Source organism: Streptomyces bambusae, assembly GCF_020532645.1.
In the GTDB taxonomy this organism is placed as follows: Bacteria; Actinomycetota; Actinomycetes; order Streptomycetales; family Streptomycetaceae; genus Streptomyces; species Streptomyces bambusae.
Window position 1 is genome coordinate 61,051 of sequence record NZ_JAJAUZ010000020.1, and the last position, 23,608, is coordinate 84,658.

Below are 23,608 nucleotides of genomic sequence, written 5' to 3' on the forward strand. Positions count from 1 at the left end.
GATGGGCAGGAGCCGCAGAACAATTCCGGAGGAGCTTCTGCTGCTCGCTTTGGACCCGGCCACGGGTACCACGGCGCAGCCGCAGTCGCTCGACCTCGGCCTGGCCGGGGCACAGCTAGTGGAGCTGGCTCTGGCGGGACGGATAGCCCCTGACGGGGATCGTATCGCCGTGGTGATGCCACGGCCGACAGGAGATCCGACCTTGGACTCCGCACTGGAACTGCTGCGCCGTCGCGGCAGCCCGGTACGGGCGGTCCACTGGATCGGCGGACCCCGGCTGGGGCTCCGCCAGATTTACCTCGCCCATCTGGAGCGGTGCGGCATGGTGCATGCCGTGGCCGGACAGATGTGCGGGGTGCTGCCGACGACTCGCTACCAGGCGACCGACACGGCGATCAGCCGGGAGATCCGTGCCCGGCTCGACAGCGCGATCCGCACCGGTGTACCGCCGGACCCGCGGACCGCGGCGCTCGCTGCGCTGGCCCACGCGGTCGGACTCGGCAAGCACCTGTACCCCGGCAACGAAGGCCGGTCGTCCCGTTCGCGACTGCGGGACCTGATCCGGCACGACCCCATGGGCGGCCTCGTGGCGCACGCCGTGATGGACGTCCAGAACGGTGTCGCCGCCCAGCCGCGGCGCGCACCGGCGGCAGCAGCCGGCGGGGGCCGGCCGGCCGGGGCCGCGGCCCCGGCGGGAAGCACCCGTCCGACCGGCGGCGTTCCACTGCAGCCGCGCCGCGGGGCCATGGCCCGCGCCGCCGCTCACTGACGTTCGGGAGCCGCCTGCGCGCGGGGGGACGGGACCGGATCCGACCGGTCCCGTCGCCCCGCGCGTCCGTCGTTTCCGATCGCTTTCCTGTCGTTTTCCCAGCGCCGTCCGGGTGTTCGGTGGCAATCTGCAGTTCAGCAGACACGCAGAGACACCCAGAGACACGCCGAGCGGGCCGTCAGCCAGACGCCCGCGGCCGGAAAGCGGAGGTAACGTTCCCGTGGCGTCCAATGTCAATCCCACCGTCCGACGCCGCCGCCTGGGTATGGAGCTCCGCAAGCTCCGCGAGGACAAGGGCATGACGGCCGAGCAGGTCGCCGAGCGCCTCCTGGTCTCCCAGTCGAAGATCAGCCGACTGGAGAACGGCCGCCGTTCGATCAGCCAGCGCGACGTCCGCGACCTGTGCGACGTGTACGAGGTCGAGGACCGCCGGCTGGTGGACTCGCTGATGCAGATGGCCAAGGACTCGCGCCAGCAGGGCTGGTGGCACGCCTTCGGCGACATCCCGTACAGCGTGTACATCGGGCTGGAGACCGACGCCGCCTCGCTGCGCGTCTACGAGCCGCAGATCATCCCCGGACTGCTCCAGACCCCCGAGTACGCCGCCGCCATCGTGCGGGGTGCGCTGCCGGAGACCGCGCAGGCGGACATCGAGAAACGGGTGCAGGTGCGGATGCGCCGCCAGGACCGGATCTCGGAGGAGGAGAACGCCACGGAGCGCGGGCCGCTGCGGCTGTGGGCGGTGATCGACGAGGCCGCGCTGCGCCGCCGGGTCGGCGACGGTGCGGTCATGGTCCGTCAGCTGGAGCACCTGATGGAGCAGTCGGAGCTGCCGCACGTGACGGTGCAGGTGATGCCCTTCAGCATGGGCGCGCACCCGGGCGTGAACGGTCAGTACGCGATTCTGGAATTTCCGGACGCGTCGGATTCGACCGTTGTCTACATCGAAGGCGTCACAAGCGACTTGTACCTGGAAAAAGCGAACGACGTCCAGAAGTACAGCGTCATGTACGAGCACCTGCGGGCGCAGGCACTGAATGTCGAGCAGACCCGGGAGTTCATCGCGGGCATCATCGGCGATCACACCGCAAAGCGCCCTTAGCGACGGAACCGCGGAAACCGACGGAAAGGGCGAAAAGCCGGACAGGTGGCCAGAAACCCGCAGGTCACAGGCGGGCCTGCCGAGAAAGCCGGTACGGTACACCGCAAGTACCCGGACATGGAAGACCCAACCGGAATATGCCATCCAGTCGAGTGAATGGCCTCATCGCTCCCGGAGGACGGCGAGTAGCGTCGATCACGCCAATCAGGAAAAGGTTGGCGCCACATCAGATCGAACTCGCCAGACCGGAGCAGAAAATGGCCATTCACCAGGGCGCCACGATGAACTGGACGAAGTCCTCGTATTCCGCCGGAAACGGCGCGTGCGTCGAGGTCATGTCCCCCGTCATGTCCGAGATCGCCGTGCAGGACTCGAAGGTGCAGGACGGGCCGTCCCTGTCCTTCGCGCCCGGCTCCTGGACCTCCTTCGTCGCCGGTGTGACCCGTGGGCCGCTGGGGCGTCTCGCCTGAGCACAGGGGAGATCACGCCATCGGTATCCGAAGCACCACTGACATGAGCCCTCTCGACTGGTCCGCCGTCCCGGCCGAGGGGGCTCGGCCATGTCCGGGGCCGGCCGCGGGCGTCGCAGCCGGCCCCGGACCCGTCTCCGCTCAGCGCAGCAGGTCCACGTACCGGTCGGTGCCCGGCACGGTCGGGATGAACGGCGCGACCAGCTCGACCCGGCCCAGCCCGGCGTCCGCCACCTCGGTGTCCAGGCCGCGGAACCGGTCCCAGCACTCCCGCGGGTCCGCCTCCAGGAACCACAGCAGCGTCAGCCGCGAGTCGACGCCCTCGACCTGCTTCACGTAGGTCATCCGGTCCCCCGGCAGCGGGGTCGGGCGGAAGACCGTCACCAGGGCCGCCGGGCCGCCCGCCAGCCGGGCCGGGAGGGCCCGCGAGCGCAGCCACTCCAGCAGTTCGGCCCGCTGCTGCGGCCCGTCGGCGTCGACGACCTGGAGGACCAGGCCGCGGTACGGGTGGTCCAGGGCGTGGAAGTCCCGGGGGCCGGCGGCGCCGTCGCGGTAGACGGTCGCCTCGTGGTCCTGGAAGGCCGTGAAGACGTGGGTGCGGTCGCGGTAGACGCGGCCGTCGCGGTTGAGGCGCTTGTTGATGCCGACGGTCCACTTCATGTGCTCGTCGTAGCGGCCGTCCGTGACCCAGTACGTCGACAGGTAGCAGCCGGCCGTCACGGGGGCGGCCACCGCGGACTTCTCCGGGTACCGCAGCTCCTGGAGGTCCCGTGTCGCCACCCAGCGGCGGCCGGCGTACATCCACGGCATGGCCATGGCACCGGCGTAGTAGTGGTCGTCCTCGTACCAGCGGTTGTACGCGTACTCGTGGCCCGGGTGCGGCTCGACCATGGTGATGAGGGCGTGGCCGGGGTGCACCCCGTACGGGCCGACGGCCGCCAGCTCGGCGTACGCCTCGACCGGCCGGTCCGGCTGCCGGTCTGTGTCGTTCGCGTCGTTCGTCTCTCGCATCGTCATGCGGACGGTCTAGCTGATGGATCATCAGATGAGGAGGGGGTGCACGCGCGCTGGTTTCCCCCGCCCGGACTTCGGCTGCTCCGGCTGCGTTCGAGAGCTGGATGCTGCCGGGCAGAATCCAGCCTCGCCGGCGTTTGAGGCGCGGGTCCGGGCGGAGCCCGGGAGCCGGCGCAGCCGGCCGGTGTTGGGGGGGGGGGGGGGGGGCGCGGGGGGCGCGGGGGGGGGGGGCCGCGCCGGCGCCGGCGCCGGCGCCGGCGGCTGCGGGGCAACGGGCTTGCGCGGGGCCGGGGCCGCGGCCGGCTGCCGGCCGCTCTCCACGGCCCGTACGGCGGCCAGCAGATCGGCGGCCGTCCCGCTCAGCTTCGCCCCGGCCGCGACCGGACCGCCCCGCTCCGCCTTCCGCCGCGCGATCCGCTCCCGCTCGACCTTCTGAGCCGCCAGCTCGGCCTCGGCCTCACTCCGCCCGGCCGCCGCCCCGTCACCGTCCGCGGCGCCGGATCCGTCCGCCGCCTCTCCGGCCCCGCCGTCCTGGCCGGACGCGCCCTCGGTGTCGCCCGGCTGCACGTCGCCGGTCCGCTCCGCGCCCCCGTCCCCGCCGGGCCCGTCCTCGTCCCCGGCGTCCGGTGCGTCCGCAGGGTCCTCGCCGGCCGGCTGCGGGCCGTCGTCGGGTCCGTCCGCTTCCGTCTCCGTCGCCGTCGCCGCCTCCGGTTCCGGGTCCGCCGTGCCCTCGGGCGCGTCGGGCACCGGGTCGGTGGCGGCCGCGGGAGCCGCACCGCCGTCGCCCGGCCCGGGGGCCGCGGCCTCCTCGGGTCCGGTCTCCGGGTCTCCGGTGCGTTCCGTACTCACAACGTGCTCCAGTCCTGGTCGGGATAGCGGTGCACGGGCGCCGAGACGTCGTCCAGGGCCCGGCAGATCTCCTCGGGAAGGGTAAGGGCCTCCACCGACAGCGCCTCCGCCAGCTGGGCCGCCGTCCGGGCGCCCACCAGCGGCGCGGCCACCCCGGGCCGGTCCCGGACCCACGCCAGCGCCACCTGAAGGGGGGTCACCGCGAGGCCCTGGGCCGCGGTCGCCACGGCGTCCACGATCCGCCCCGCCGTGTCGTCGAGGTACGGCGCGACGAAGCCGGACAGCACCTCGCAGTCGCCGCGCGAACCCGGCGGCACCGCCCCCTCCCGGTACTTCCCGGTCAGCACGCCGCGCCCCAGCGGCGAGGCCGGCAGCAGCCCGACCCCCAGGTCCAGCGCGGCCGGCAGCACCTCCCGCTCCACGCCCCGCTGGAGCAGCGAGTACTCCATCTGCGTCCCCGCCAGCCGGGTCCGCACCCCCGGCGCCGCGAGCTGCCAGGTCGCGGCCTTCGCCAGCTGCCAGCCGCTGAAGCCGGCCACCCCCGCGTACCGGGCCCGTCCACTGCTCACCGCGAGGTCCAGCGCCTGCAGGGTCTCCTCCAGCGGGGTGTGCGGATCGAAGGCGTGCACCTGCCACAGGTCCACGTGATCGGTGCCCAGCCGGTCCAGCGAGGCGTCCAGCGCGGCCAGCAGGTGCCCGCGCGAGCCGTCGCTGCGCCGCTCCCGCTCCCGTACGGTGCCCGCCTTCGTGGCGATCACCAGGTCCTCGCGCGGCACCAGCCCGGACACCAGCCGCCCCAGCAGGTACTCCGCCTCGCCGCCCGCGTACACGTCCGCCGTGTCGACGAGGGTGCCGCCCGCGTCCCAGAACGCCTTCAGCTGTTCCGCCGCATCGGACTCGGCCGTGCCGCCCGGGCTCTGCCCCCAGGTGAGCGTGCCGAGACCGATCCTGGACACGCGCAGGCCCGTCCGGCCGAGATGCCTCTGCTCCATGACCGCTGAGACTACTGGGGCACTGCCGAACGGCGTCCGGGCGCGCTAGAGTCCGCGGCAGACCAACGTTACTCATCGGTACATCGGTAAGGGGACGACATGCGGCTCGGCATCAATCTCGGCTACTGGGGTGCGGGCATGGACGCCGACAACCTGGCCGTCGCGCAGGAGGCCGACCGCCTCGGCTACGACGTGTGCTGGGCCGCGGAAGCGTACGGCTCCGACGCCCCCACGGTCCTGTCGTGGGTCGCGGCGCAGACCGAGCGGATCGACGTCGGCTCCGCGATCATGCAGATCCCGGCCCGCCAGCCCGCCATGACCGCGATGACCGCGGCCACCCTCGACTCCCTGACCGGCGGCCGGTTCCGCCTCGGCCTCGGCGTGTCCGGGCCGCAGGTCTCCGAGGGCTGGTACGGCGTGAAGTTCGACAAGCCGCTGGCCCGCACCCGCGAGTACGTGGAGATCGTCCGCAAGGCCATGACCCGCGAGCGGCTCAGCTACGAGGGCGAGCACTGGACCCTGCCGCTGCCCGGCGGCCCCGGCAAGGCCATCAAGCTGACCGTGCACCCCGAGCGCGAGCACATCCCGCTGTACATCGCCGCCATCGGCCCCAAGAACCTGGAGCAGACCGGCGAGATCGCCGACGGCGCCCTGCTGATCTTCCCGGCCGCCGAGCACCTGGAGGCCACCGCCCTCACCCACATCCGGGCGGGCCGCGAGAAGGCCGGCAAGACCATGGACGGCTTCGACGTCTGCCCGACCGTCCCGCTCGCCCTCGGCGACGACGTCCAGGCCCTCGCCGACGTCTTCCGCCCCTACACCGCGCTGTACGTCGGCGGCATGGGCAGCCGGAAGCAGAACTTCTACAACCAGCTCGCGCAGCGCATGGGGTACGAGAAGGAGGCCGCCGAGATCCAGGACAAGTACCTGGCCGGCGACAAGGCCGGCGCCGCGGCCGCCGTCCCGCACAGCCTGATCGACTCCACCACCCTGCTCGGTCCGGTCGAGCGGATCGCCGACGGCATGAAGGCGTACGCCGAAGCCGGTGTCACCACCCTGACCCTGGCCCCGGCGGGCTTCACCCGCGAGGAGCGGCTGGCCGCCCTGCGCGCCGGCGTCGAGGCCATGGAGACCGCCGGCCTGGCGTGAGCGACGGTCCGGATCCACCCCGGCCGCCGGACTCCGAGGTCCGGCGGCCGGCCCGGCCACAGCGGCCGTGGTGGGGGCTCGGGGGGTCTTCCCCGCCACGGCCGTCACCGCCAACAACGCCGTCCGGGCCCCCCGGGTTACGCCCGGATCCCCACCCCTTCGCATCCTTCGTTCGGCCTAGGGGGTGTGGCGAAAGTCCTGTGCGGTGCCCGCCGTGTCCGGTGCGTGCTCCCGGCGTGCCGGGCGAAGGCCCTCGTACCGGGCGTACCCGGGGCTCGGCCGGTGCGGCGAGAGGGCGTGCCGGGCGCCGCGGGCGCCGTGGGCGCCGTGCGGGACCTTCGCAACAGCCCCCAGTGCCGGTCCGGCGCCGGTTGCCCGCCGTCCCGATCGGCCGTTCACTCGGTCGCAGGGGGTCCACAGGAGGTGGCGGTCATGCTCTCGGCGCGAAGCCTGTTCCAGGAGATCCTCGACAACGACGACTCCTTCCAGCTGTTCTGCTCCATCGCGGCCAGCGGCGAATCGCAGGGCGGCTGGGAGAACGCGCGGATCGCCGCCCTCGTGCCGCCCGGCATGGCGGACCTCGCCCCGAAGATCACCCGGCACGGCGCCGACGAGGACAAGCACGGCCGCATCTTCAACGCGCTCCTCAAGAAGCGCGGCCTGCCGCCCGTACCGGTGCCCCCGGAGACCGACTACACGATGCTCCTCGAACAGAGCGGCATCGGCCTCCCGCACAGCAAGCTCCGCGCCGAACAGCCGCTGACCGAGGAGGACATCGTCGTCTACCTCGCCCACAGCCGGGTCACCGAGCAGCGCGCCGCCGACCAGATGGTCATGCTGGTCAAGGACTTCGGGGACCACCCCGAGGTCGGCCGGGCCATCCGCATGATCAGCAACGACGAGGACAACCACCTCGCCTACTGCCACGAGGAACTGCTGCGGCTGGCCCGCGAGGGCCACGGGCGCACCATCCAACGGGTGCTGCGCGAGAGCGCCCTCGCCGAGATCGGCATCTACCGGGACGTCAGCCTCGCCGTCATGGCCCACATGGGCCGGCTGCTGGGCTGGTCCGAGGCGAAGTCCGCCGTGCTGCGCACCGGCATCCGCGGCGCCTACGCCTGGGAGCGGTTCGCCGGCTGGCACAAGGCGGTCTCCCTCGCCATGCCGGAGCGCCGCGACGCGCTGGGCGGACCGGCGGTGCCCGCGACCGGGTTCGCCTGACCGTGACCCCCACCCGCGCCCCGGGACCCGCACCCCGCCCGTCCGCGACCGCCCCCGCCCGCCTCACAGCCAGCCGCGCCGCCTGAACAGCCGGTACAGGCCCGACACCGCGCCCGCCATCACCGCCACCACCACCGGGTACCCCCACACCCACTGCTTCCCCGGCATGTGGTCGAAGTTCATGCCGTAGACCCCCGCGACCATCGTCGGCACGGCCGCCATCGCCGCCCACGCCGAGATCTTCCGCATGTCGTCGTTCTGCCGTACGCCCATCTGCGCCAGGTGCGCCGACAGGGCGTCCGACAGCAGCCGGTCCAGCCCCTCCACGTACTCGTTCGCCTTCGCCAGGTGGTCGGCCACGTCCCGGAAGAACGGCCGGGAACCCTCGGGCACGAACGGCACCCCGGTGCCCGCCAGCCGGGCCATCGGCAGCGTCAGCGGATTCGTGGCCCGCCGGAACTCCAGCACCTGCCGCTTGAAGCCGTAGATCCGCGCCGCCGTGCTCTTCGTGTCCGCCTCCCGCGGCGCGAACACGTCCGCCTCCAGCTCCTCCAGGTCCGCCTGCAGCTCGCCCGCCACCTCGATGTAGTGGTCCACCACCGCGTCGCCCACCGCGTACAGCACCGCCGCCGGGCCGTGCCGCAGCACCTCCGGCTCCTCCTCCAGCCGCCGGCGGACCGCCGCCAGCGGGGCACCCGGGCCGTGCCGCACCGTCACCACGAATGCGTCGCCCACGAACACCATCAGCTCGCCGGCCGTGACCGTCCCCGAGGCCTCGTCGTAGACCACCGGCCTGAGGACCGCGAACAGCGAGTCGTCGTACACCTCCAGCTTCGGCCGCTGGTGGGCCGTCAGCGCGTCCTCCACCGCCAGCGGGTGCAGCCCGAACCCGCTGCGGACCCGCTCGAACTCCGCCTCCGTCGGCTCGTGCACACCGATCCACAGGAACGCGTCGCCGGCCGCCCGGGCCTGCGCCAGCGCCTCCGGGAAGTCCGCCGGCCCCGCCACCCGGGCGCCGCCCCGGTACACCGCACAGTCAACGATCACGCCGGCATTCTTCCCTGCCCGCCCCCCGACCGCAGCCGCCCACCGCCTACGCTGGGCGCCATGGCCACGCTGATCCTCGTACGGCACGGACGCTCCACCGCCAACACCGCCGGGCTGCTCGCCGGCTGGACCCCCGGGGTCGCCCTCGACGGCACCGGCGCCGCCCAGGCCGCCGCCCTCCCCGGGCGGCTCGCCGCGCTGCCCCTGGCGGCCGCCGTCACCAGCCCCCTCCAGCGCTGCCGCGAGACCCTCGCCCCGCTGCTCGCCGCCCGCCCCGGCCTGCCGCTGCACGCCGACGAACGGATCGGCGAATGCCACTACGGCGACTGGTCCGGCCGCAAACTCTCCGAACTCGCCGACGAGCCGCTGATGAAGACGGTCCAGCAGCACCCGTCCGCCGCCGCCTTCCCCGGCGGCGAGTCGATGCGCGCCATGCAGCACCGCGCCGTCGAAGCAGTACGGGACTGGAACGCGCGCATCGACGAAGAGCACGGCAGCGACGCCCTCTACGCCATGTGCTCCCACGGCGACATCATCAAGTCCCTGGTCGCCGACGCCCTCGGCATGCACCTCGACCTCTTCCAGCGCATCTCCGTCGAACCCTGCTCGGTCACCGTCATCCGCTACACGCCGCTGCGCCCCTTCCTGCTGCGCCTCGGCGACACCGGCGACCTGTCCGGCCTCGCGCCGCGCGGGACGCGAGCGGACGCGGAAGGCGCCGAAACGGCCGAGAATGGCGGGAACGCTGTCGTCGGGGGTGCTGCGGGCGCGGCGTGATCGAACAGCGCAGTAGGGTGGATGTGCCGGGCCCCGGCACCACCCGCGCCGACCTGCCCCCCCGCAGCCGACCCTTCAGGAGACTGGACGTGTCCCGTCAGGTGTTCCTCTACGACCCGCCGGACCGCTTCGTGGCCGGTACGGTCGGCCTGCCCGGGCGCCGCACGTTCTTCCTGCAGGCCTCCTCGGGCACCCGCGTCACCAGCGTGTCGCTGGAGAAGACACAGGTCGCGGCGCTGGCCGAGCGCATGGACGAACTCCTCGACGAGGTCGTCCGGCGCACCGGCGGCAACGCCCCGGTACCGGCCGTCGCGCCCGCCGAGGGCGGCGACACCGCCCCGCTCGACGTGCCCGTCGACGAGGAGTTCCGGGTCGGCACCATGGCCCTCGCCTGGGACGGCGAGGAACAGCGCATGATCGTCGAGGCGCAGGCCCTCGTGGAACTCGACGCCGAGTCCGAGGAGGACCTCGCCGAGGCCGAGGAACGGCTCCTCCAGGACGAGGAGAACGGCCCGCCGATGCTCCGGGTCCGCCTCACCGGCGCCCAGGCCCGTGCGTTCGCCAAGCGCGCCCTGGACGTCGTCAACGCGGGCCGCCCGCCGTGCCCGCTGTGCAGCCTGCCGCTGGACCCGGACGGCCACGTCTGCCCGCGCCAGAACGGCTACCGGCGCGGGGCGTGAGCGGGCCGGCCGGTACGACGGGGGAGCGCAGGGTGACGGGGAACGCAGCAGTGGACACCGAGGAACTCCTCGCCGAGGGCGAGCTGACCGTGCGCGGCCGGATCGCCGAGGCCTCCAACGCCGTGCTGCGCTGCACGGTCACCCTCGACGGGACCGGCACGGACTGCGTCTACAAGCCGGTCGCGGGGGAGCGCCCGCTGTGGGACTTCCCGGACGGCAACCTCGCCCGCCGCGAGGTGGCCGCCTACCTGGTCTCCCGGGCCACCGGCTGGGACCTGGTCCCGCCCACCGTCCTGCGCGACGGCCCGTACGGCGAGGGCATGGTCCAGCAGTGGATCGAACGCGCCCCCGACGGGCCCGGCGACACCGGGGACCCCGCCACCGCCCTGCTCGCCCTCGTGGACGGCGAGGAGGCCGGCGACGGCTGGCGGCCCGTGGCCTTCGCGGACGTCGGCGGCGGCCGCACCGCCCTCCTCGTGCACGCCGACGACCAGCGGCTGCGCCGCCTCGCCGTCCTCGACGCCGTCATCAACAACGGCGACCGCAAGGGCGGCCACCTGCTGCCCGCACCCGGCGGCCGGCTCTACGGCATCGACCACGGCGTCACCTTCCACACCGACGACAAGCTGCGCACCCTGCTGTGGGGCTGGGCGGGCGAGCCGCTGACCGGCGAGGCCGTGACGGTGCTCACCGCCCTCGCCGCCGACCTGGCCGACGGCACCCCGCTCGCCACCCGGCTGGCCGAACTGATCACCCCGGCCGAGCTGGCCGCCGTACGCACCCGGGTGGCCCAGCTGCTGCGGACCGGCCGCCACCCGGAGCCCTCCGGGCAGTGGCCGGCGATCCCCTGGCCCCCCGTCTGACGTGCGGCGCAGCCGGTACGGGCGGGGACGCACAGCGGCCGGTGATCCGCAAGAGCGCGGATCAGGCCAAGACTGTCCATCCGGTTCGGTTCCGGAACATCCGTCCGGTTAGGCTCAAGACATGCATGCCTGGCCAGCTTCTGAGGTTCCCGCCCTGCCCGGCAAGGGCCGCGACCTCCAGATCCACGACACCGCGACCCGGAAGACGATCACCCTCGTCCCGGGTCCCGTCGCCCGTCTCTACGTCTGCGGGATCACCCCGTACGACGCGACCCACATGGGTCACGCGGCGACCTACAACGCGTTCGACCTCGTGCAGCGCGTGTGGCTCGACACCAAGCGTCAGGTTCACTACGTCCAGAACGTCACGGACGTCGACGACCCGCTGCTGGAGCGGGCGCTGCGCGACGGCCACGACTGGACCGAACTCGCCGAGCGCGAGACCGCCCTGTTCCGCGAGGACATGACCGCCCTGCGGATGCTCCCGCCGCAGCACTACATCGGCGCCGTCGAGGCGATACCCGGCATCGTGCCGCTCGTCGAACGGCTCCGCGACGCGGGTGCCGCGTACGAGCTCGACGGCGACGTCTACTTCTCCGTCGAGTCCGACTCCCACTTCGGACAGGTCTCCGGCCTGGACGCCGAGGCGATGCGGCTGCTGTCCGCCGAGCGCGGCGGCGACCCGGACCGCCCCGGCAAGAAGAACCCGCTCGACCCGATGCTGTGGATGGCCGCCCGCGAGGGCGAGCCCAGCTGGGACGGCGGCAGCCTCGGCCGCGGCCGCCCGGGCTGGCACATCGAGTGCGTGGCCATCGCCCTGGAGCACCTGGGCATGGGCTTCGACATCCAGGGCGGCGGCAGCGACCTCGCCTTCCCGCACCACGAGATGGGCGCCTCCCACGCGCAGGTGCTGACCGGCGAGTTCCCCATGGCCAAGGCGTACGTGCACGCCGGCATGGTCGCCCTGCACGGCGAGAAGATGTCGAAGTCGAAGGGCAACCTGGTCTTCGTCTCCGCGCTCCGGCGCGCCGGGGTGGACCCGGTCGCCATCCGGCTCGCCCTGCTCTCGCACCACTACCGGGCCGACTGGGAGTGGACCGACCAGGTCCTCGCCGACGCCGAGACCCGCCTCGGCCACTGGCGCGCGGCGGTCTCCCGGCCCGACGGCCCGTCCGCCGAGGCCCTCGTCGAAGAGGTCCGCGAGGCCCTCTCCCGCGACCTCGACGCGCCGGCCGCACTCGCCGCCGTCGACCGCTGGGCCGCGCTCCAGGAGACGGAGGGCGGCACCGACGAGTCGGCGCCCGGCCTGGTCTCCCGCACGGTCGACGCCCTGCTGGGCGTCGCGCTCTAGGCACCGGGCGCCCGTCGGCCCTCGGCCCTCGGCCCACGGCCCACGGCCCACGGCCCACGGCCCACGCGAAGGGGCCGGCACCACCGGCGCCGGCCCCTTCCGCACGCCCCCGCGCCCTCGCGCCCCGGGACGGCCCCCGGATCAGTCCTCCGGGTGCTCCTCGTCGCCGTGGTCCTCGCGGCCGTGCTCCTCGGCACCCGCGGCCGGACCCGGCTCCGGCGGCTCGGCCCGGCGCCGCGGCGGCCGGCCCCGGCCGCCCGTGGTGTCGCGCAGGTACGAGGTGTCCCCGCCCTCCGTGGCCAGGCCCGGACCGCCGTCCCGGCGCCGCAGGTACCGTTCGAACTCGCGCGCGATGGCCTCGCCGGACGCCTCGGGCAGGTCCGCGGTGTCCCGCGCCTCCTCCAGCGTCTGGACGTACTCCGCCACCTCGCTGTCCTCCGCGGCCAGTTGGTCCACGCCCAGCTGCCAGGCCCGGGCGTCCTCGGGCAGCTCGCCCAGCGGGATCCGGAGGTCGATCAGGTCCTCCAGCCGGTTCAGCAGCGCCAGCGTCGCCTTCGGGTTCGGCGGCTGCGACACGTAGTGCGGCACCGCCGCCCACAGCGACACCGCCGGCACCCCGGCGTGCGTGCACGCCTCCTGGAGGATCCCGACGATGCCCGTCGGACCCTCGTACCGGGTCTCCTCCAGGTCCAGCGTCCGCGCCAGGTCCGGATCCGAGGTCACACCGCTGACCGGCACCGGCCGGGTGTGCGGGGTGTCGCCCAGCAGGGCGCCCAGGATCACCACCATCTCGACGCCCAGTTCATGGGCGAATCCGAGGATCTCGTTGCAGAACGACCGCCAGCGCATGGACGGTTCGATCCCGCGGACCAGCACGAGGTCGCGCGGCTTCGCGCCGCCGATGCGCACCACCGACAACCGCGTCGTCGGCCAGGTGATCTTCCGTACTCCGCCGTCCAGCCACACCGTGGGGCGGTTGACCTGGAAGTCGTAGTAGTCCTCGGCGTCCAGCGCCGCGAAGACCTCGCCCTTCCACTCCCGGTCCAGGTGCGCGACCGCACCGGAGGCCGCGTCACCCGCGTCGTTCCAGCCCTCGAACGCGGCCACCATGACCGGGTCGATCAGCTCGGGCACGCCCTCAAGCTCGATCACCCAGGTCTCCTTCCGAAGTTCCCTTGCGTTACCGGGGTCAGCCTACGGTGTGGATCCATCCCCGTTACAGCATGGGGAAAACGGGCCGCACGCAGGCCGGCAAGGCAGAAGGGGCGGTCCGTCCACGGACCGCCCCTGCGCGAGAGCCGCCGACCCTGACCAGACCCGGCGGCTCCGCTTCCGTCAGGCCTTGTGGCCCAGCATCCGCTCGACCCGGCCGCGGACCTCGTCCGTGTCCAGGCCGCGGATCGTCAGCGTGGTGCGGCGGCGCAGCACGTCGTCGGCGGTCTGCGCCCACTCGTGGTCGCGGGCGTAGGCGACCTGCGCCCAGATCTCCGGGCCGTCCTCGTGGATGCGCTCGCCCAGCGCCGGGTCCTCGTTGACGAGGCGGGCGATGTCGAAGGCCAGCGAGCCGTAGTGGGTGGCCAGGTGGCGGGCGGTCAGCGGGTCCATCCGCATGCCCGGCTCGCGGTCCACGAGCAGCCGGTGCGCGACCGCGTTCGGGTTGGCGACACCGGGCAGCGGGACCCGGCGCACCAGCGACTTCACCGGCTCCATGTCCTCGGTCAGCGGGCTGCCGGGCAGCTTCGCCAGCTTGTCCATGACCACGCGGCCGATGTGCCGGTACGTGGTCCACTTGCCGCCGGCCACCGACAGCATGCCGCCGGCGCCCTCGGTGACCACGGTCTCCCGCTTGGCCTGGGAGACGTCGCCCGGGCCGCCGGGCAGCACCCGCAGGCCGGCGAACGCGTACGTCATCAGCGAGCGGTCGAGGTCCGCGTCCTGGATGGAGAACGCCGCCTCGTCCAGGATCTGCTGGATGTCGGACTCGGTGGCCGCCACGTCCGCCGGGTCGCCCTCGTACTGCGTGTCGGTCGTGCCGAGCAGCAGCTGGTCCTCCCACGGGAGGGCGAAGGTGATGCGGTACTTGTCGATCGGGGTGGCCATGGCGGCCTTCCACGGCGACTTCCGCTTCATGACGATGTGGGCGCCCTTGGAGAGCCGGATCGACGGCGCCGCGTGCTTGTCTTCCAGGCGCCGCAGGTGGTCCACCCACGGGCCGGTGGCATTGAGCACGACGCGGGCGTCGATGCCGAACTCGGTGCCGTCGAGACGGTCCTTGAGCTCGGCGCCCGAGACCCGGCCGCCGGTCGTGCGCAGACCGGTGACCTCGGCGTGGTTGAGGACGACGGCACCCGACTCGACGGCCGCGCGGACCGTCATGACGGCCACCCGGGAGTCGTTCATCTGGTGGTCGTAGTAGACCGCGACGGCCTTCAGGTTGTCCGTGCGCAGGCCCGGGTTGTCGGCGGCGGCACGGGCCGGGGATATGACCTTGCCGATGCCGTCGCCGAACGCCGACAGCGCGGAGTAAGCGAACACGCCCGCGCCCAGCTTGGCGGCGCCGACCGGGCCGCCCTTGTAGACGGGCAGGTAGAAGGTGAGCGGGTTGACCAGGTGCGGGGCCACGTCCTTGGCCAGCACCCGGCGCTCGTGGTGGTTCTCGGCGACCAGCTTGACCGCGCCGGTCTGCAGGTAGCGCAGACCGCCGTGGACCAGCTTGGAGGAGGCCGAGGAGGTGGCGCCGGCGAAGTCGCCGGCGTCCACCATGGCGACCCGCAGACCCGACTGCGCGGCGTGCCAGGCCACCGAGGTGCCCAGGATGCCGCCGCCGATGACCAGCAGGTCGTACGTGGCCTTCGCCAGCTGCTCTCGGGTCTCGGCGCGGCTCGGGTTCGAGCCGGCGGTCGGGTGCGTGCCCAGTGCGGGCACGCTCTGCAGGCTGCTCATTGTTAGCTCCTCGTCAGCTGTCAGTGATCGAGAGGTCCGTCAGCCGGAACTCAGCTGTGGTCTTCCTCGTCGATCCAGCCCATGGTCCGCTCGACGGCCTTGAGCCAGTTCTTGTACTCGCGGTCCCGCTGGTCGGCGGGCATCCGCGGGGTCCACTCGGCGGCCCGGCGCCAGTTCGCGCGCAGCGCGTCCGTGTCGGGCCAGAAGCCGACGGCCAGGCCGGCGGCGTAGGCGGCGCCGAGGCAGGTGGTCTCGGCGACCATCGGGCGCACCACCGGGGCGTCCAGGAAGTCCGAGAGCGTCTGCATCAGCAGGTTGTTGGAGGTCATGCCACCGTCGACCTTGAGGGCCGACAGCTCGACGCCGGAGTCCTTGGTCATGGCGTCGGTGATCTCGCGCGTCTGCCAGGCGGTGGCCTCCAGAACGGCACGGGCGATGTGCGCCCGGGTGACGTACCGGGTGAGGCCGGCGATCACGCCGCGGGCGTCGGAGCGCCAGTACGGGGCGAACAGGCCGGAGAAGGCCGGCACGAAGTAGGCGCCGCCGTTGTCGTCGACGGAGGAGGCCAGGGTCTCGATCTCGGCCGCGGTCTTGATCATGCCCATCTGGTCGCGCATCCACTGGACGAGCGAGCCGGTGACGGCGATGGAGCCCTCCAGGGCGTAGACCGGCTTCTGGTCGCCGATCTGGTAGCCGACCGTGGTCAGCAGGCCGCTGTAGGAGTTGATGATCTTGTCGCCGGTGTTCATCAGCATGAACGTGCCGGTGCCGTACGTGGACTTGGCCTCGCCCTCGGCGAAGCAGGTCTGGCCGAACAGGGCGGCCTGCTGGTCGCCGAGTGCGGAGGCGACCGGGACGCCCGCCAGGACGCCGTCCTTGACCTCGCCGTAGACCTCGGCGGAGGACCGGATCTCCGGCAGCACCGCGGCCGGGATGTCGATGGACTGGAGGATGCGCTCGTCCCAGGCCAGCTCGTGCAGGTTCATCAGGAGGGTGCGGGAGGCGTTGGTGACGTCGGTGACGTGCTTGCCGCCGTTGACGCCGCCGGTCAGGTTCCAGATGACCCAGGTGTCCATGGTGCCGAAGAGGATGTCCCCGGCCTCGGCGCGCTCGCGCAGGCCCTCGACGTTGTCGAGCAGCCAGCGGACCTTCGGGCCGGAGAAGTACGAGGCCAGCGGGAGGCCGGTCTCGCGGCGGAAGCGGTCCTGGCCGACGTTGCGGCCGAGCTCCTTGCACAGGCCGTCGGTGCGGGTGTCCTGCCACACGAGCGCGTTGTGGACCGGCTCGCCGGTGTTCTTGTCCCACATCACGGTGGTCTCGCGCTGGTTGGTGATGCCGACCGCCTTGACGTCCGCGGCGGTGATCCCGGCCTTGGAGATGGCCCCGGCGACGACCTCCTGGACGTTGGTCCAGATCTCGGTGGCGTCGTGCTCGACCCAGCCCGGCTTCGGGAAGATCTGCTCGTGCTCCTTCTGGTCGACGGAGACGATGCGGCCGTCGCGGTCGAAGACGATGCAGCGCGAGGACGTCGTGCCCTGGTCGATCGCGGCGATGAAGGGCCCGGTGCTCGTGGTCATGGTGTCTGCTCCTGGCAGGTCGTAAGGGGGCGAAGTTGCTTCGTGCAGGTGTGGGTCAGACGAATCAGACGAACGCGATCTTGTAGAGACCACCGGCGATCAGGGCGCCGACGAGCGGGCCCACCACCGGGATCCAGGAGTATCCCCAGTCCGAGCCGCCCTTGTTGGGAAGCGGCAGCAGGGCGTGGACGATGCGCGGGCCGAGGTCGCGCACCGGGTTGATGGCGTAGCCGGTCGGACCGCCGAGCGAGAGGCCGATGCCGACCACGACGAACGAGGTGATCAGGACGCCGATGACACCGAGGCCCTTGCCGCCGTCCTGCAGGCCCTGGGTGAGGATCGCGAGGACGAGCACGAACGTGCCGATGACCTCGGTGGCCAGGTTCTGCACGACGTTGCGGATCTCGGGGCCCGTGGAGAAGATGCCGAGCACCGGACCGGCCGGCCGGCTCAGGTCGGGCTTCAGCTCCGGGTCGGTGAGGTGCGCCCGGAACTGGCCGTAGTAGGTGACCCACATCAGGACGGCGCCGATCATGGCGCCGAGCAGCTGGCCGGCCAGGTAGACGCCGGTGTTGCTCCAGTCGCCGTCCTTGACGGCGATGCCGACGGTGACGGCCGGGTTCAGGTGCGCGCCGGAGAGCGGGGCGGACACGTACGCGGCGATCAGCACCGCGAAGCCCCAGCCGAAGGTGATGGCGAGCCAGCCCGCGTTGCGGGCCTTCGAGCTCTTGAGAGTCAACGCGGCGCAGACGCCTCCGCCGAGCAGAGTGAGCAGGGCGGTACCGATGGTCTCGCCGATGAAGATGTCGGAGCTGGACACCCGCGACTCCTTTGTCCTACGTCCAGGGGGTGAGCGGTCCACCGGTCCCGTGCGGTGGTCCGCTGCACTCGGTGAGTGCGATTTCCGGCCCTTGGCACGACCCCACCTTAGCGCGTATTGCCGTTAGGTGTTCGACAATGCCGACCGGTGAACGGCAGTTTTCCGCCCGGGTGAAGACGGCGTCAAGAGCCCGAGGAGCCGAATGCCGGATCGTTACCACACGGTAGGATCCCCTGAAACCGCCCGGAAATCATTGAAAGCGGACATGGCGAAAAGGCGTGGCGTCCATGAAGCCACGCCCGTCGGGTCGTGTGAAGCGTGCCTATCCGGCCACTGGCGGCATGCGGCCCGTCCGCGGACGGGCCCGCCCAGGGCTCAGAACCGGCCGGCGCCGAGGTCCCGCGAGACCGCACGCGCGCAGTCCCGTACGGCGGCCACCAGCTCGGAGCGCACCTCGCCGGGCGCCCCGCAGACCCGCTCGACGGCGCCCGCCACCGCGACCGCGCCCACCGGCATCCGGCGCCGGTCGTGAATCGGGGCGGCGACCGAGGCCAGCCCCTCCCAGGTCTCCTCGACGTCCGAGGCCCAGCCGCGGGCCCGGGTCAGGTCCAGAACGGCCTCGAAGCCCGCCAGGTCGGTCACCGTGGCGCCCGTGAACGGCTGCCGCTCCGCCTCGACCGCCTCGGAGTGCGCCACCGGGTCGTACGCCGACAGCACCTTGCCCAGGGCCGTGGAGTGCAGCGGCTGCATGGCGCCCACCTCCAGCACTTGCCGGCTGTCGTCCGGCCGGAACACGTGGTGCATGATCAGCACGCCCTGCTGGTGGAGCACGCCCACGTACACGCTCTCGCCGCTGGCCCGGGCCAGGTCGTCCGTCCACACCAGGGCCCGGGCGCGCAGCTCGTGCACGTCCAGGTAGCTGTTGCCCAGCCGGAGCAGCTCGGCGCCCAGCTGGTACCGGCCCGAGGCCTGGTCCTGCTCGACGAACCCCTCCGCCTGCAGGGTGCGCAGGATCCCGTGGGCCGTGCCCTTGGCCAGGCCGAGGGCCGAGGCCACGTCGGAGAGCCCCAGCCGGCGCTCACCTCCAGCGAGCAGACGCAGCATCGCAGCAGCCCGTTCGAGCGACTGGATGTTCCGTGCCATCGGCGCTGCCTCCTGTGCTTGCCGGCCCGGCCCGGGAGGGCGCGAGACCGGACGTGGTTCGACAATGACGAACACTATCGGTCGATGCCGACCTTGTGCATGGTGAGGGAAAGTCTGTCAAGAGCGAGTCGCGCCAGCCACCCCCGGAACAGGATGCCCTCCGGAGTTGCCAAGGTGGCCGTCCGGAGGGTGGGACGCCTTCACCTGCCCGGCACCCGCGCGGTTAACCTGACGGCGTGCACCCTGGACACACAGGGTGCAAAGCCGACAGCCGTCGCACACAGGGAGCATTCCATGGCCTCGTTGCCGAACCCGTCCGCAGACACCCAGACCCGGGCCGACGCCCTCCGCCAGGCGCTCGCCACGCGCGTGGTGGTGGCCGACGGAGCCATGGGAACGATGCTCCAGGCGCAGGACCCCACCCTCGAGGACTTCCAGAACCTCGAAGGCTGCAACGAGGTCCTCAACGTCACCCGCCCGGACATCGTCCGCTCCGTCCACGAGGCCTACTTCGCCGTCGGCGTGGACTGTGTCGAGACCAACACCTTCGGCGCCAACCTCTCCGCGCTCGCCGAGTACGACATCCCCGAGCGCAACCACGAGCTGTCCGAGGCCGGCGCCCGCATCGCCCGCGAGGTCGCCGACGCCTACACCGCGAGCACCGGGCAGCAGCGCTGGGTGCTCGGCTCCATGGGCCCCGGCACCAAGCTGCCCACCCTCGGCCACATCTCGTACGACGCCATCCGCGACGCCTACCAGACCAACGCCGAGGGACTCCTCGCCGGCGGCGCCGACGCCCTCCTCGTCGAGACCACCCAGGACCTCCTGCAGACGAAGTCCTCCATCATCGGCGCCCACCGCGCCATGGCCGCCCTCGGCGTCACCGTCCCGCTGATCTGCTCCGTCACCGTCGAGACCACCGGCACCATGCTGCTCGGCTCCGAGATCGGCGCCGCGCTGACCTCGCTGGAGCCCCTCGGCATCGACATGATCGGCCTGAACTGCGCCACCGGCCCCGCCGAGATGAGCGAGCACCTGCGCTACCTCGCGCGCAACGCCCGCATCCCCCTCTCCTGCATGCCCAACGCCGGCCTGCCCGTCCTCACCAAGGACGGCGCGCACTACCCGCTGTCCGCCTCCGAGCTCGCCGACGCCCAGGAGGGCTTCGTCCGCGAGTACGGCCTCTCCCTCGTCGGCGGCTGCTGCGGCACCACACCCGAACACCTCCGCCAGGTCGTCGAGCGGGTCCGCACCCTGGCCCCCGGCGCCCGCGACCCGCGCCCCGAACCCGGCGCCTCCTCGCTCTACCAGACCGTGCCGTTCCGCCAGGACACCGCGTACATGGCGATCGGCGAGCGCACCAACGCCAACGGCTCCAAGAAGTTCCGCGAGGCCATGCTCGCCGGCCGCTGGGACGACTGCGTCGAGATGGCCCGCGACCAGATCCGCGAGGGCGCCCACATGCTCGACCTCTGCGTCGACTACGTGGGCCGTGACGGCGTCGCCGACATGGAGGAGCTCGCCGGCCGCTTCGCCACCGCCTCCACCCTGCCGATCGTCCTCGACTCCACCGAGGTCGACGTCATCCGCGCGGGCCTGGAGAAGCTCGGCGGCCGCGCCGTCATCAACTCCGTCAACTACGAGGACGGCGACGGCCCGCAGTCCCGCTTCGCCCAGGTCACCCGCCTGGCCCGGGAGCACGGCGCCGCCCTGATCGCCCTCACCATCGACGAGGAGGGCCAGGCCCGCACCGTCGAGCACAAGGTCGCCATCGCCGAACGCCTCATCGCCGACCTCACCGGCAACTGGGGCATCAACGAGTGCGACATCCTCATCGACACCCTCACCTTCACCATCTGCACCGGCCAGGAGGAGAGCCGCGGCGACGGCATCGCCACCATCGAGGCCATCCGCGAACTCAAGCGCCGCCACCCGGACGTCCAGACCACCCTCGGCCTGTCCAACATCTCCTTCGGCCTCAACCCGGCCGCCCGCATCCTGCTGAACTCCGTCTTCCTCGACGAGTGCGTCAAGGCCGGCCTCGACTCCGCGATCGTCCACGCCAGCAAGATCCTGCCGATCGCGCGCTTCGACGAGGAGCAGGTCACCACCGCCCTCGACCTCATCTACGACCGCCGCGCCGAGGGCTACGACCCCCTGCAGAAGCTCATGGAGCTGTTCGAGGGCGTCAACACCAAGTCCCTCAAGGCCGGCAAGGCCGAGGAACTCCTCGCCCTCCCGCTGGAGGAGCGCCTCCAGCGGCGCATCATCGACGGCGAGAAGAACGGCCTCGAAGCCGACCTCGACGAAGCCCTCCGCGACCGCCCCGCCCTCGACATCGTCAACGACACCCTCCTGGAGGGCATGAAGGTCGTCGGCGAGCTCTTCGGCTCCGGGCAGATGCAGCTCCCGTTCGTGCTCCAGTCCGCCGAGGTGATGAAGACCGCCGTCGCGCACCTCGAACCGCACATGGAGAAGTCCGACGCCGAGGGCAAGGGCACCATCGTCCTCGCCACCGTCCGCGGCGACGTCCACGACATCGGCAAGAACCTCGTCGACATCATCCTCTCCAACAACGGCTACAACGTGGTCAACCTGGGCATCAAGCAGCCCGTCTCCGCGATCCTCGAAGCCGCCGCCGAACACCGCGCCGACGTCATCGGCATGTCCGGCCTCCTCGTGAAGTCCACCGTGATCATGAAGGAGAACCTGGAGGAGCTCAACCAGCGCAAGCTGGCCGCCGACTACCCCGTCATCCTCGGCGGCGCCGCCCTCACCCGCGCCTACGTCGAACAGGACCTCCACGAGATCTACGAGGGCGAAGTCCGCTACGCCCGCGACGCGTTCGAGGGGCTGCGCCTCATGGACGCCCTCATCGCCGTCAAGCGCGGCGTGCCCGGCGCCACCCTCCCCGAACTCAAGCAGCGCCGCGTCCCCAAGCGGGACACCGCCGCCCTCCAGGTCGCCGAGCCCGAGCCGGGCGGCCGCTCCGACGTCTCCTACGACAACCCCGTGCCCACCCCGCCGTTCTGGGGCACCCGCGTGATCAAGGGCATCGGCCTCAAGGAATACGCCTCCTGGCTCGACGAAGGCGCCCTCTTCAAGGGCCAGTGGGGCCTCAAGCAGGCCCGCGCCGGCGGCCCCAGCTACGAGGACCTCGTCGAGACCGAGGGCCGGCCCCGGCTGCGCGGCCTCCTCGACCGCCTGCACACCGACAACCTCCTCGAAGCCGCCGTCGTCTACGGCTACTTCCCCTGCGTGGCCAAGGGCGACGACCTGATCCTCCTCCACGAGGACGGCTCCGAGCGCACCCGCTTCACCTTCCCCCGCCAGCGCCGCGGCCGCCGCCTGTGCCTGGCCGACTTCTTCCGCCCCGAGGAGACCGGCGAGACCGACGTGGTCGGGCTCCAGGTCGTCACCGTCGGCTCGAAGATCGGCGAGGAGACCGCCCGGCTGTTCGCCGCCGACGCCTACCGCGAGTACATGGAGCTGCACGGGCTGTCCGTCCAGCTCGCCGAGGCCCTCGCCGAGTACTGGCACGCCCGGGTCCGCGCCGAACTCGGCTTCGGCGCCGAGGACCCCGCCAACGTCGAGGACATGTTCGACCTCAAGTACCGCGGCGCCCGCTTCTCCCTCGGCTACGGCGCCTGCCCCGACCTGGAGGACCGCGCGAAGATCGCCGACCTGCTGCAGCCCGAGCGGATCGGCGTCCACCTCTCCGAGGAGTTCCAGCTCCACCCCGAGCAGTCGACCGACGCGATCGTCCTCCACCACCCCGAGGCGAAGTACTTCAACGCACGCTGACCGAGATCGACGTACACTGGTCGGTCCCACACAGGCCGGTCGCCTGGTCCACGGGGCAGCACGCCCGCGGGGAGAGGCGGCCGGCCTTGTCGTCCCCACCGCCCGGAGGTGCGCCGTATGACCAGCACGGTTCCCGTGTCCGTCCCCGTGACGGCCGACGGCTCGGCCCTCCAGGCCGTGCTGCTCGACATGGACGGGACCCTCGTCGACACCGAGGGCTTCTGGTGGGACGCGGAAGTCGCCGTCTTCGCCGAACTCGGCCACCGCCTCGACGAGAGCTGGCGCGACGTCGTCGTCGGCGGCCCCATGAGCCGCAGCCTCGGCTTCCTCCTCCAGGCCACCGGCGCCGAGATCGGCCTCGCCGAGCTGAGCGTCGTGCTCAACGAGCGCTTCGAGGCCCGCATCGCCGAGCACGTACCGCTGATGCCCGGAGCCGAACGCCTGCTGGCCGAACTCGCCCGGCACAACGTGCCCACCGCCCTGGTCTCCGCCTCCCACCGGCGCGTCATCGACCGCATCCTGCGCTCCCTGGGCCCCGACCGCTTCGCCCTCAGCGTCGCCGGCGACGAAGTGCCCCGCACCAAGCCCCACCCCGACCCCTACCTGCGGGCCGCGCACGCCCTCGGCGCCCACCCCGCCCGCTGCGCCGTCATCGAGGACACCGCCACCGGAGTGGCCGCCGCCGAAGCCGCCGGCTGCCGCGTCGTCGCCGTGCCCTCCGTCGCCGCCATCGCCCCCGCACCCGGCCGCACCGTCGTCGCCTCCCTCGAAGAGGTCGACCTGGCCTTCCTGCGCTCCCTCATCACCGGAATGAACTGAACCGTCACCGCCCGTGCCCGCCCGACGGGCGGCGGAGGCGCAAATTCCGTCACAGCGAGTTCCCCCCGCCGCCGGCCCCGGGTGACCTTCGTCACCCGGGAAGACCCGCGGTGTCCGCTTTGCGCGCCCGGAACGCTTCCCTTGTGTCCGGATTGATCATCTCCTGACCGAAAGCGCCGGGCGTCACCGTGCGCAGCCAGTTGGCACCCATCACCGTG

At 72.3% G+C, this 23,608-nt stretch carries 20 protein-coding genes; 11 read left to right on the forward strand and 9 right to left on the reverse strand.

The window, feature by feature from the left end:
* Position 1: 1 nt before the first annotated feature.
* The 3 genes from LG634_RS16340 to LG634_RS16350 all read left to right on the forward strand — a co-directional run bounded on the left by LG634_RS16340 (position 2) and on the right by LG634_RS16350 (position 2,341).
* Positions 2-769: a GOLPH3/VPS74 family protein gene (locus LG634_RS16340; protein WP_226734546.1), complete on the forward strand. Its 768-nt coding sequence runs from the start codon at positions 2-4 to the stop codon at positions 767-769.
* 220 nt (positions 770-989) lie between these two features.
* Entirely contained in the window at positions 990-1,871 is an 882-nt protein-coding gene (locus LG634_RS16345) for a helix-turn-helix domain-containing protein (RefSeq protein WP_226734547.1), read from the forward strand.
* Positions 1,872-2,128: 257 nt separating this feature from the next.
* The gene (locus LG634_RS16350) at positions 2,129-2,341 is read left to right on the forward strand and encodes a DUF397 domain-containing protein (protein WP_226734548.1); all 213 of its coding nucleotides are present in this window, start codon (positions 2,129-2,131) and stop codon (positions 2,339-2,341) included.
* Positions 2,342-2,482: 141 nt separating this feature from the next.
* On the opposite strand, the gene LG634_RS16355 is transcribed toward LG634_RS16350, so the two are convergent.
* Genes LG634_RS16355 through LG634_RS16365 form a run of 3 tightly spaced genes read right to left on the reverse strand, consistent with a single transcriptional unit; the run spans position 2,483 to position 5,196 of the window.
* Positions 2,483-3,352: a hypothetical protein gene (locus tag LG634_RS16355; RefSeq protein ID WP_226734600.1), complete on the reverse strand. Its 870-nt coding sequence runs from the start codon at positions 3,350-3,352 to the stop codon at positions 2,483-2,485.
* A gap of 30 nt (positions 3,353-3,382) precedes the next feature.
* Positions 3,383-4,204, reverse strand: coding sequence for a hypothetical protein (locus LG634_RS16360; protein ID WP_226734603.1), 822 nt, complete (start codon positions 4,202-4,204; stop codon positions 3,383-3,385).
* Positions 4,201-5,196, reverse strand: coding sequence for an aldo/keto reductase (locus LG634_RS16365; RefSeq protein WP_226734549.1), 996 nt, complete (start codon positions 5,194-5,196; stop codon positions 4,201-4,203). The genes LG634_RS16360 and LG634_RS16365 overlap by 4 nt, the downstream gene beginning before the upstream one ends.
* A 99-nt stretch (positions 5,197-5,295) precedes the next feature.
* Here LG634_RS16365 and LG634_RS16370 point away from each other — a divergent pair, with 99 nt between their 5' ends.
* Together LG634_RS16370 and LG634_RS16375 are read left to right on the forward strand one after the other, a co-directional pair.
* Entirely contained in the window at positions 5,296-6,345 is a 1,050-nt protein-coding gene (locus LG634_RS16370) for an LLM class F420-dependent oxidoreductase (protein WP_226734550.1), read from the forward strand.
* Positions 6,346-6,777: 432 nt separating this feature from the next.
* Positions 6,778-7,566 (forward strand): ferritin-like domain-containing protein, encoded by a 789-nt coding sequence (locus tag LG634_RS16375; RefSeq protein WP_226734551.1) that lies wholly within the window; start codon positions 6,778-6,780, stop codon positions 7,564-7,566.
* Between the two features lie 63 nt (positions 7,567-7,629).
* Here LG634_RS16375 and LG634_RS16380 read toward each other — a convergent pair whose 3' ends face one another.
* Positions 7,630-8,613, reverse strand: coding sequence for a magnesium and cobalt transport protein CorA (locus LG634_RS16380; RefSeq protein WP_226734552.1), 984 nt, complete (start codon positions 8,611-8,613; stop codon positions 7,630-7,632).
* A gap of 60 nt (positions 8,614-8,673) precedes the next feature.
* On the opposite strand from LG634_RS16380, the gene LG634_RS16385 reads away from it, so the two are divergent.
* The 4 genes from LG634_RS16385 to mshC all read left to right on the forward strand — a co-directional run bounded on the left by LG634_RS16385 (position 8,674) and on the right by mshC (position 12,284).
* Positions 8,674-9,390 (forward strand): histidine phosphatase family protein, encoded by a 717-nt coding sequence (locus LG634_RS16385; protein ID WP_226734553.1) that lies wholly within the window; start codon positions 8,674-8,676, stop codon positions 9,388-9,390.
* 89 nt (positions 9,391-9,479) lie between these two features.
* Positions 9,480-10,070 carry a DUF3090 domain-containing protein gene (locus tag LG634_RS16390; protein ID WP_226734554.1) on the forward strand — a complete coding sequence of 197 codons (591 nt, stop codon included), beginning with the start codon at positions 9,480-9,482 and terminating at the stop codon, positions 10,068-10,070.
* Positions 10,071-10,102: 32 nt separating this feature from the next.
* Positions 10,103-10,933, forward strand: a complete 831-nt coding sequence (locus LG634_RS16395; protein WP_226734555.1) for an SCO1664 family protein — start codon at positions 10,103-10,105, stop codon at positions 10,931-10,933.
* 121 nt (positions 10,934-11,054) lie between these two features.
* Positions 11,055-12,284, forward strand: a complete 1,230-nt coding sequence (gene mshC / locus LG634_RS16400; protein ID WP_226734556.1) for a cysteine--1-D-myo-inosityl 2-amino-2-deoxy-alpha-D-glucopyranoside ligase — start codon at positions 11,055-11,057, stop codon at positions 12,282-12,284.
* A gap of 141 nt (positions 12,285-12,425) precedes the next feature.
* On the opposite strand, the gene LG634_RS16405 is transcribed toward mshC, so the two are convergent.
* The 5 genes from LG634_RS16405 to LG634_RS16425 form a co-directional block, all read right to left on the reverse strand.
* Positions 12,426-13,436 (reverse strand): PAC2 family protein, encoded by a 1,011-nt coding sequence (locus tag LG634_RS16405; protein ID WP_226734557.1) that lies wholly within the window; start codon positions 13,434-13,436, stop codon positions 12,426-12,428.
* Between the two features lie 183 nt (positions 13,437-13,619).
* Positions 13,620-15,227, reverse strand: a complete 1,608-nt coding sequence (locus LG634_RS16410; RefSeq protein ID WP_226734558.1) for a glycerol-3-phosphate dehydrogenase/oxidase — start codon at positions 15,225-15,227, stop codon at positions 13,620-13,622.
* 50 nt (positions 15,228-15,277) lie between these two features.
* Positions 15,278-16,804, reverse strand: coding sequence for a glycerol kinase GlpK (gene glpK / locus LG634_RS16415; protein WP_226734559.1), 1,527 nt, complete (start codon positions 16,802-16,804; stop codon positions 15,278-15,280).
* Positions 16,805-16,868: 64 nt separating this feature from the next.
* Positions 16,869-17,624, reverse strand: a complete 756-nt coding sequence (locus tag LG634_RS16420; protein WP_226734560.1) for an MIP/aquaporin family protein — start codon at positions 17,622-17,624, stop codon at positions 16,869-16,871.
* Between the two features lie 375 nt (positions 17,625-17,999).
* Positions 18,000-18,767, reverse strand: a complete 768-nt coding sequence (locus LG634_RS16425) for an IclR family transcriptional regulator (RefSeq protein ID WP_226734561.1) — start codon at positions 18,765-18,767, stop codon at positions 18,000-18,002.
* 294 nt (positions 18,768-19,061) lie between these two features.
* On the opposite strand from LG634_RS16425, the gene metH reads away from it, so the two are divergent.
* Both metH and LG634_RS16435 read left to right on the forward strand, forming a co-directional pair.
* The gene (metH, locus tag LG634_RS16430; protein WP_226734562.1) at positions 19,062-22,571 is read left to right on the forward strand and encodes a methionine synthase; all 3,510 of its coding nucleotides are present in this window, start codon (positions 19,062-19,064) and stop codon (positions 22,569-22,571) included.
* Between the two features lie 117 nt (positions 22,572-22,688).
* Positions 22,689-23,390, forward strand: a complete 702-nt coding sequence (locus tag LG634_RS16435) for an HAD family hydrolase (protein ID WP_226734563.1) — start codon at positions 22,689-22,691, stop codon at positions 23,388-23,390.
* Positions 23,391-23,608: the final 218 nt, after the last annotated feature.

Bases quoted from the DNA above. Each gene is read 5' to 3' on its own strand.
- mshC (WP_226734556.1), top strand. From the start codon at position 11,055: ATGCATGCCTGGCCAGCTTCTGAGGTTCCCGCCCTGCCCGGCAAGGGC.
- glpK (WP_226734559.1), bottom strand. From the start codon at position 16,804: ATGACCACGAGCACCGGGCCCTTCATCGCCGCGATCGACCAGGGCACG.
- LG634_RS16375 (WP_226734551.1), top strand. From the start codon at position 6,778: ATGCTCTCGGCGCGAAGCCTGTTCCAGGAGATCCTCGACAACGACGAC.
- LG634_RS16355 (WP_226734600.1), bottom strand. From the start codon at position 3,352: ATGCGAGAGACGAACGACGCGAACGACACAGACCGGCAGCCGGACCGG.
- LG634_RS16435 (WP_226734563.1), top strand. From the start codon at position 22,689: ATGACCAGCACGGTTCCCGTGTCCGTCCCCGTGACGGCCGACGGCTCG.
- LG634_RS16340 (WP_226734546.1), top strand. From the start codon at position 2: ATGGGCAGGAGCCGCAGAACAATTCCGGAGGAGCTTCTGCTGCTCGCT.
- LG634_RS16425 (WP_226734561.1), bottom strand. From the start codon at position 18,767: ATGGCACGGAACATCCAGTCGCTCGAACGGGCTGCTGCGATGCTGCGT.
- LG634_RS16370 (WP_226734550.1), top strand. From the start codon at position 5,296: ATGCGGCTCGGCATCAATCTCGGCTACTGGGGTGCGGGCATGGACGCC.
- LG634_RS16385 (WP_226734553.1), top strand. From the start codon at position 8,674: ATGGCCACGCTGATCCTCGTACGGCACGGACGCTCCACCGCCAACACC.
- LG634_RS16365 (WP_226734549.1), bottom strand. From the start codon at position 5,196: ATGGAGCAGAGGCATCTCGGCCGGACGGGCCTGCGCGTGTCCAGGATC.
- metH (WP_226734562.1), top strand. From the start codon at position 19,062: ATGGCCTCGTTGCCGAACCCGTCCGCAGACACCCAGACCCGGGCCGAC.
- LG634_RS16350 (WP_226734548.1), top strand. From the start codon at position 2,129: ATGGCCATTCACCAGGGCGCCACGATGAACTGGACGAAGTCCTCGTAT.
- LG634_RS16410 (WP_226734558.1), bottom strand. From the start codon at position 15,227: ATGAGCAGCCTGCAGAGCGTGCCCGCACTGGGCACGCACCCGACCGCC.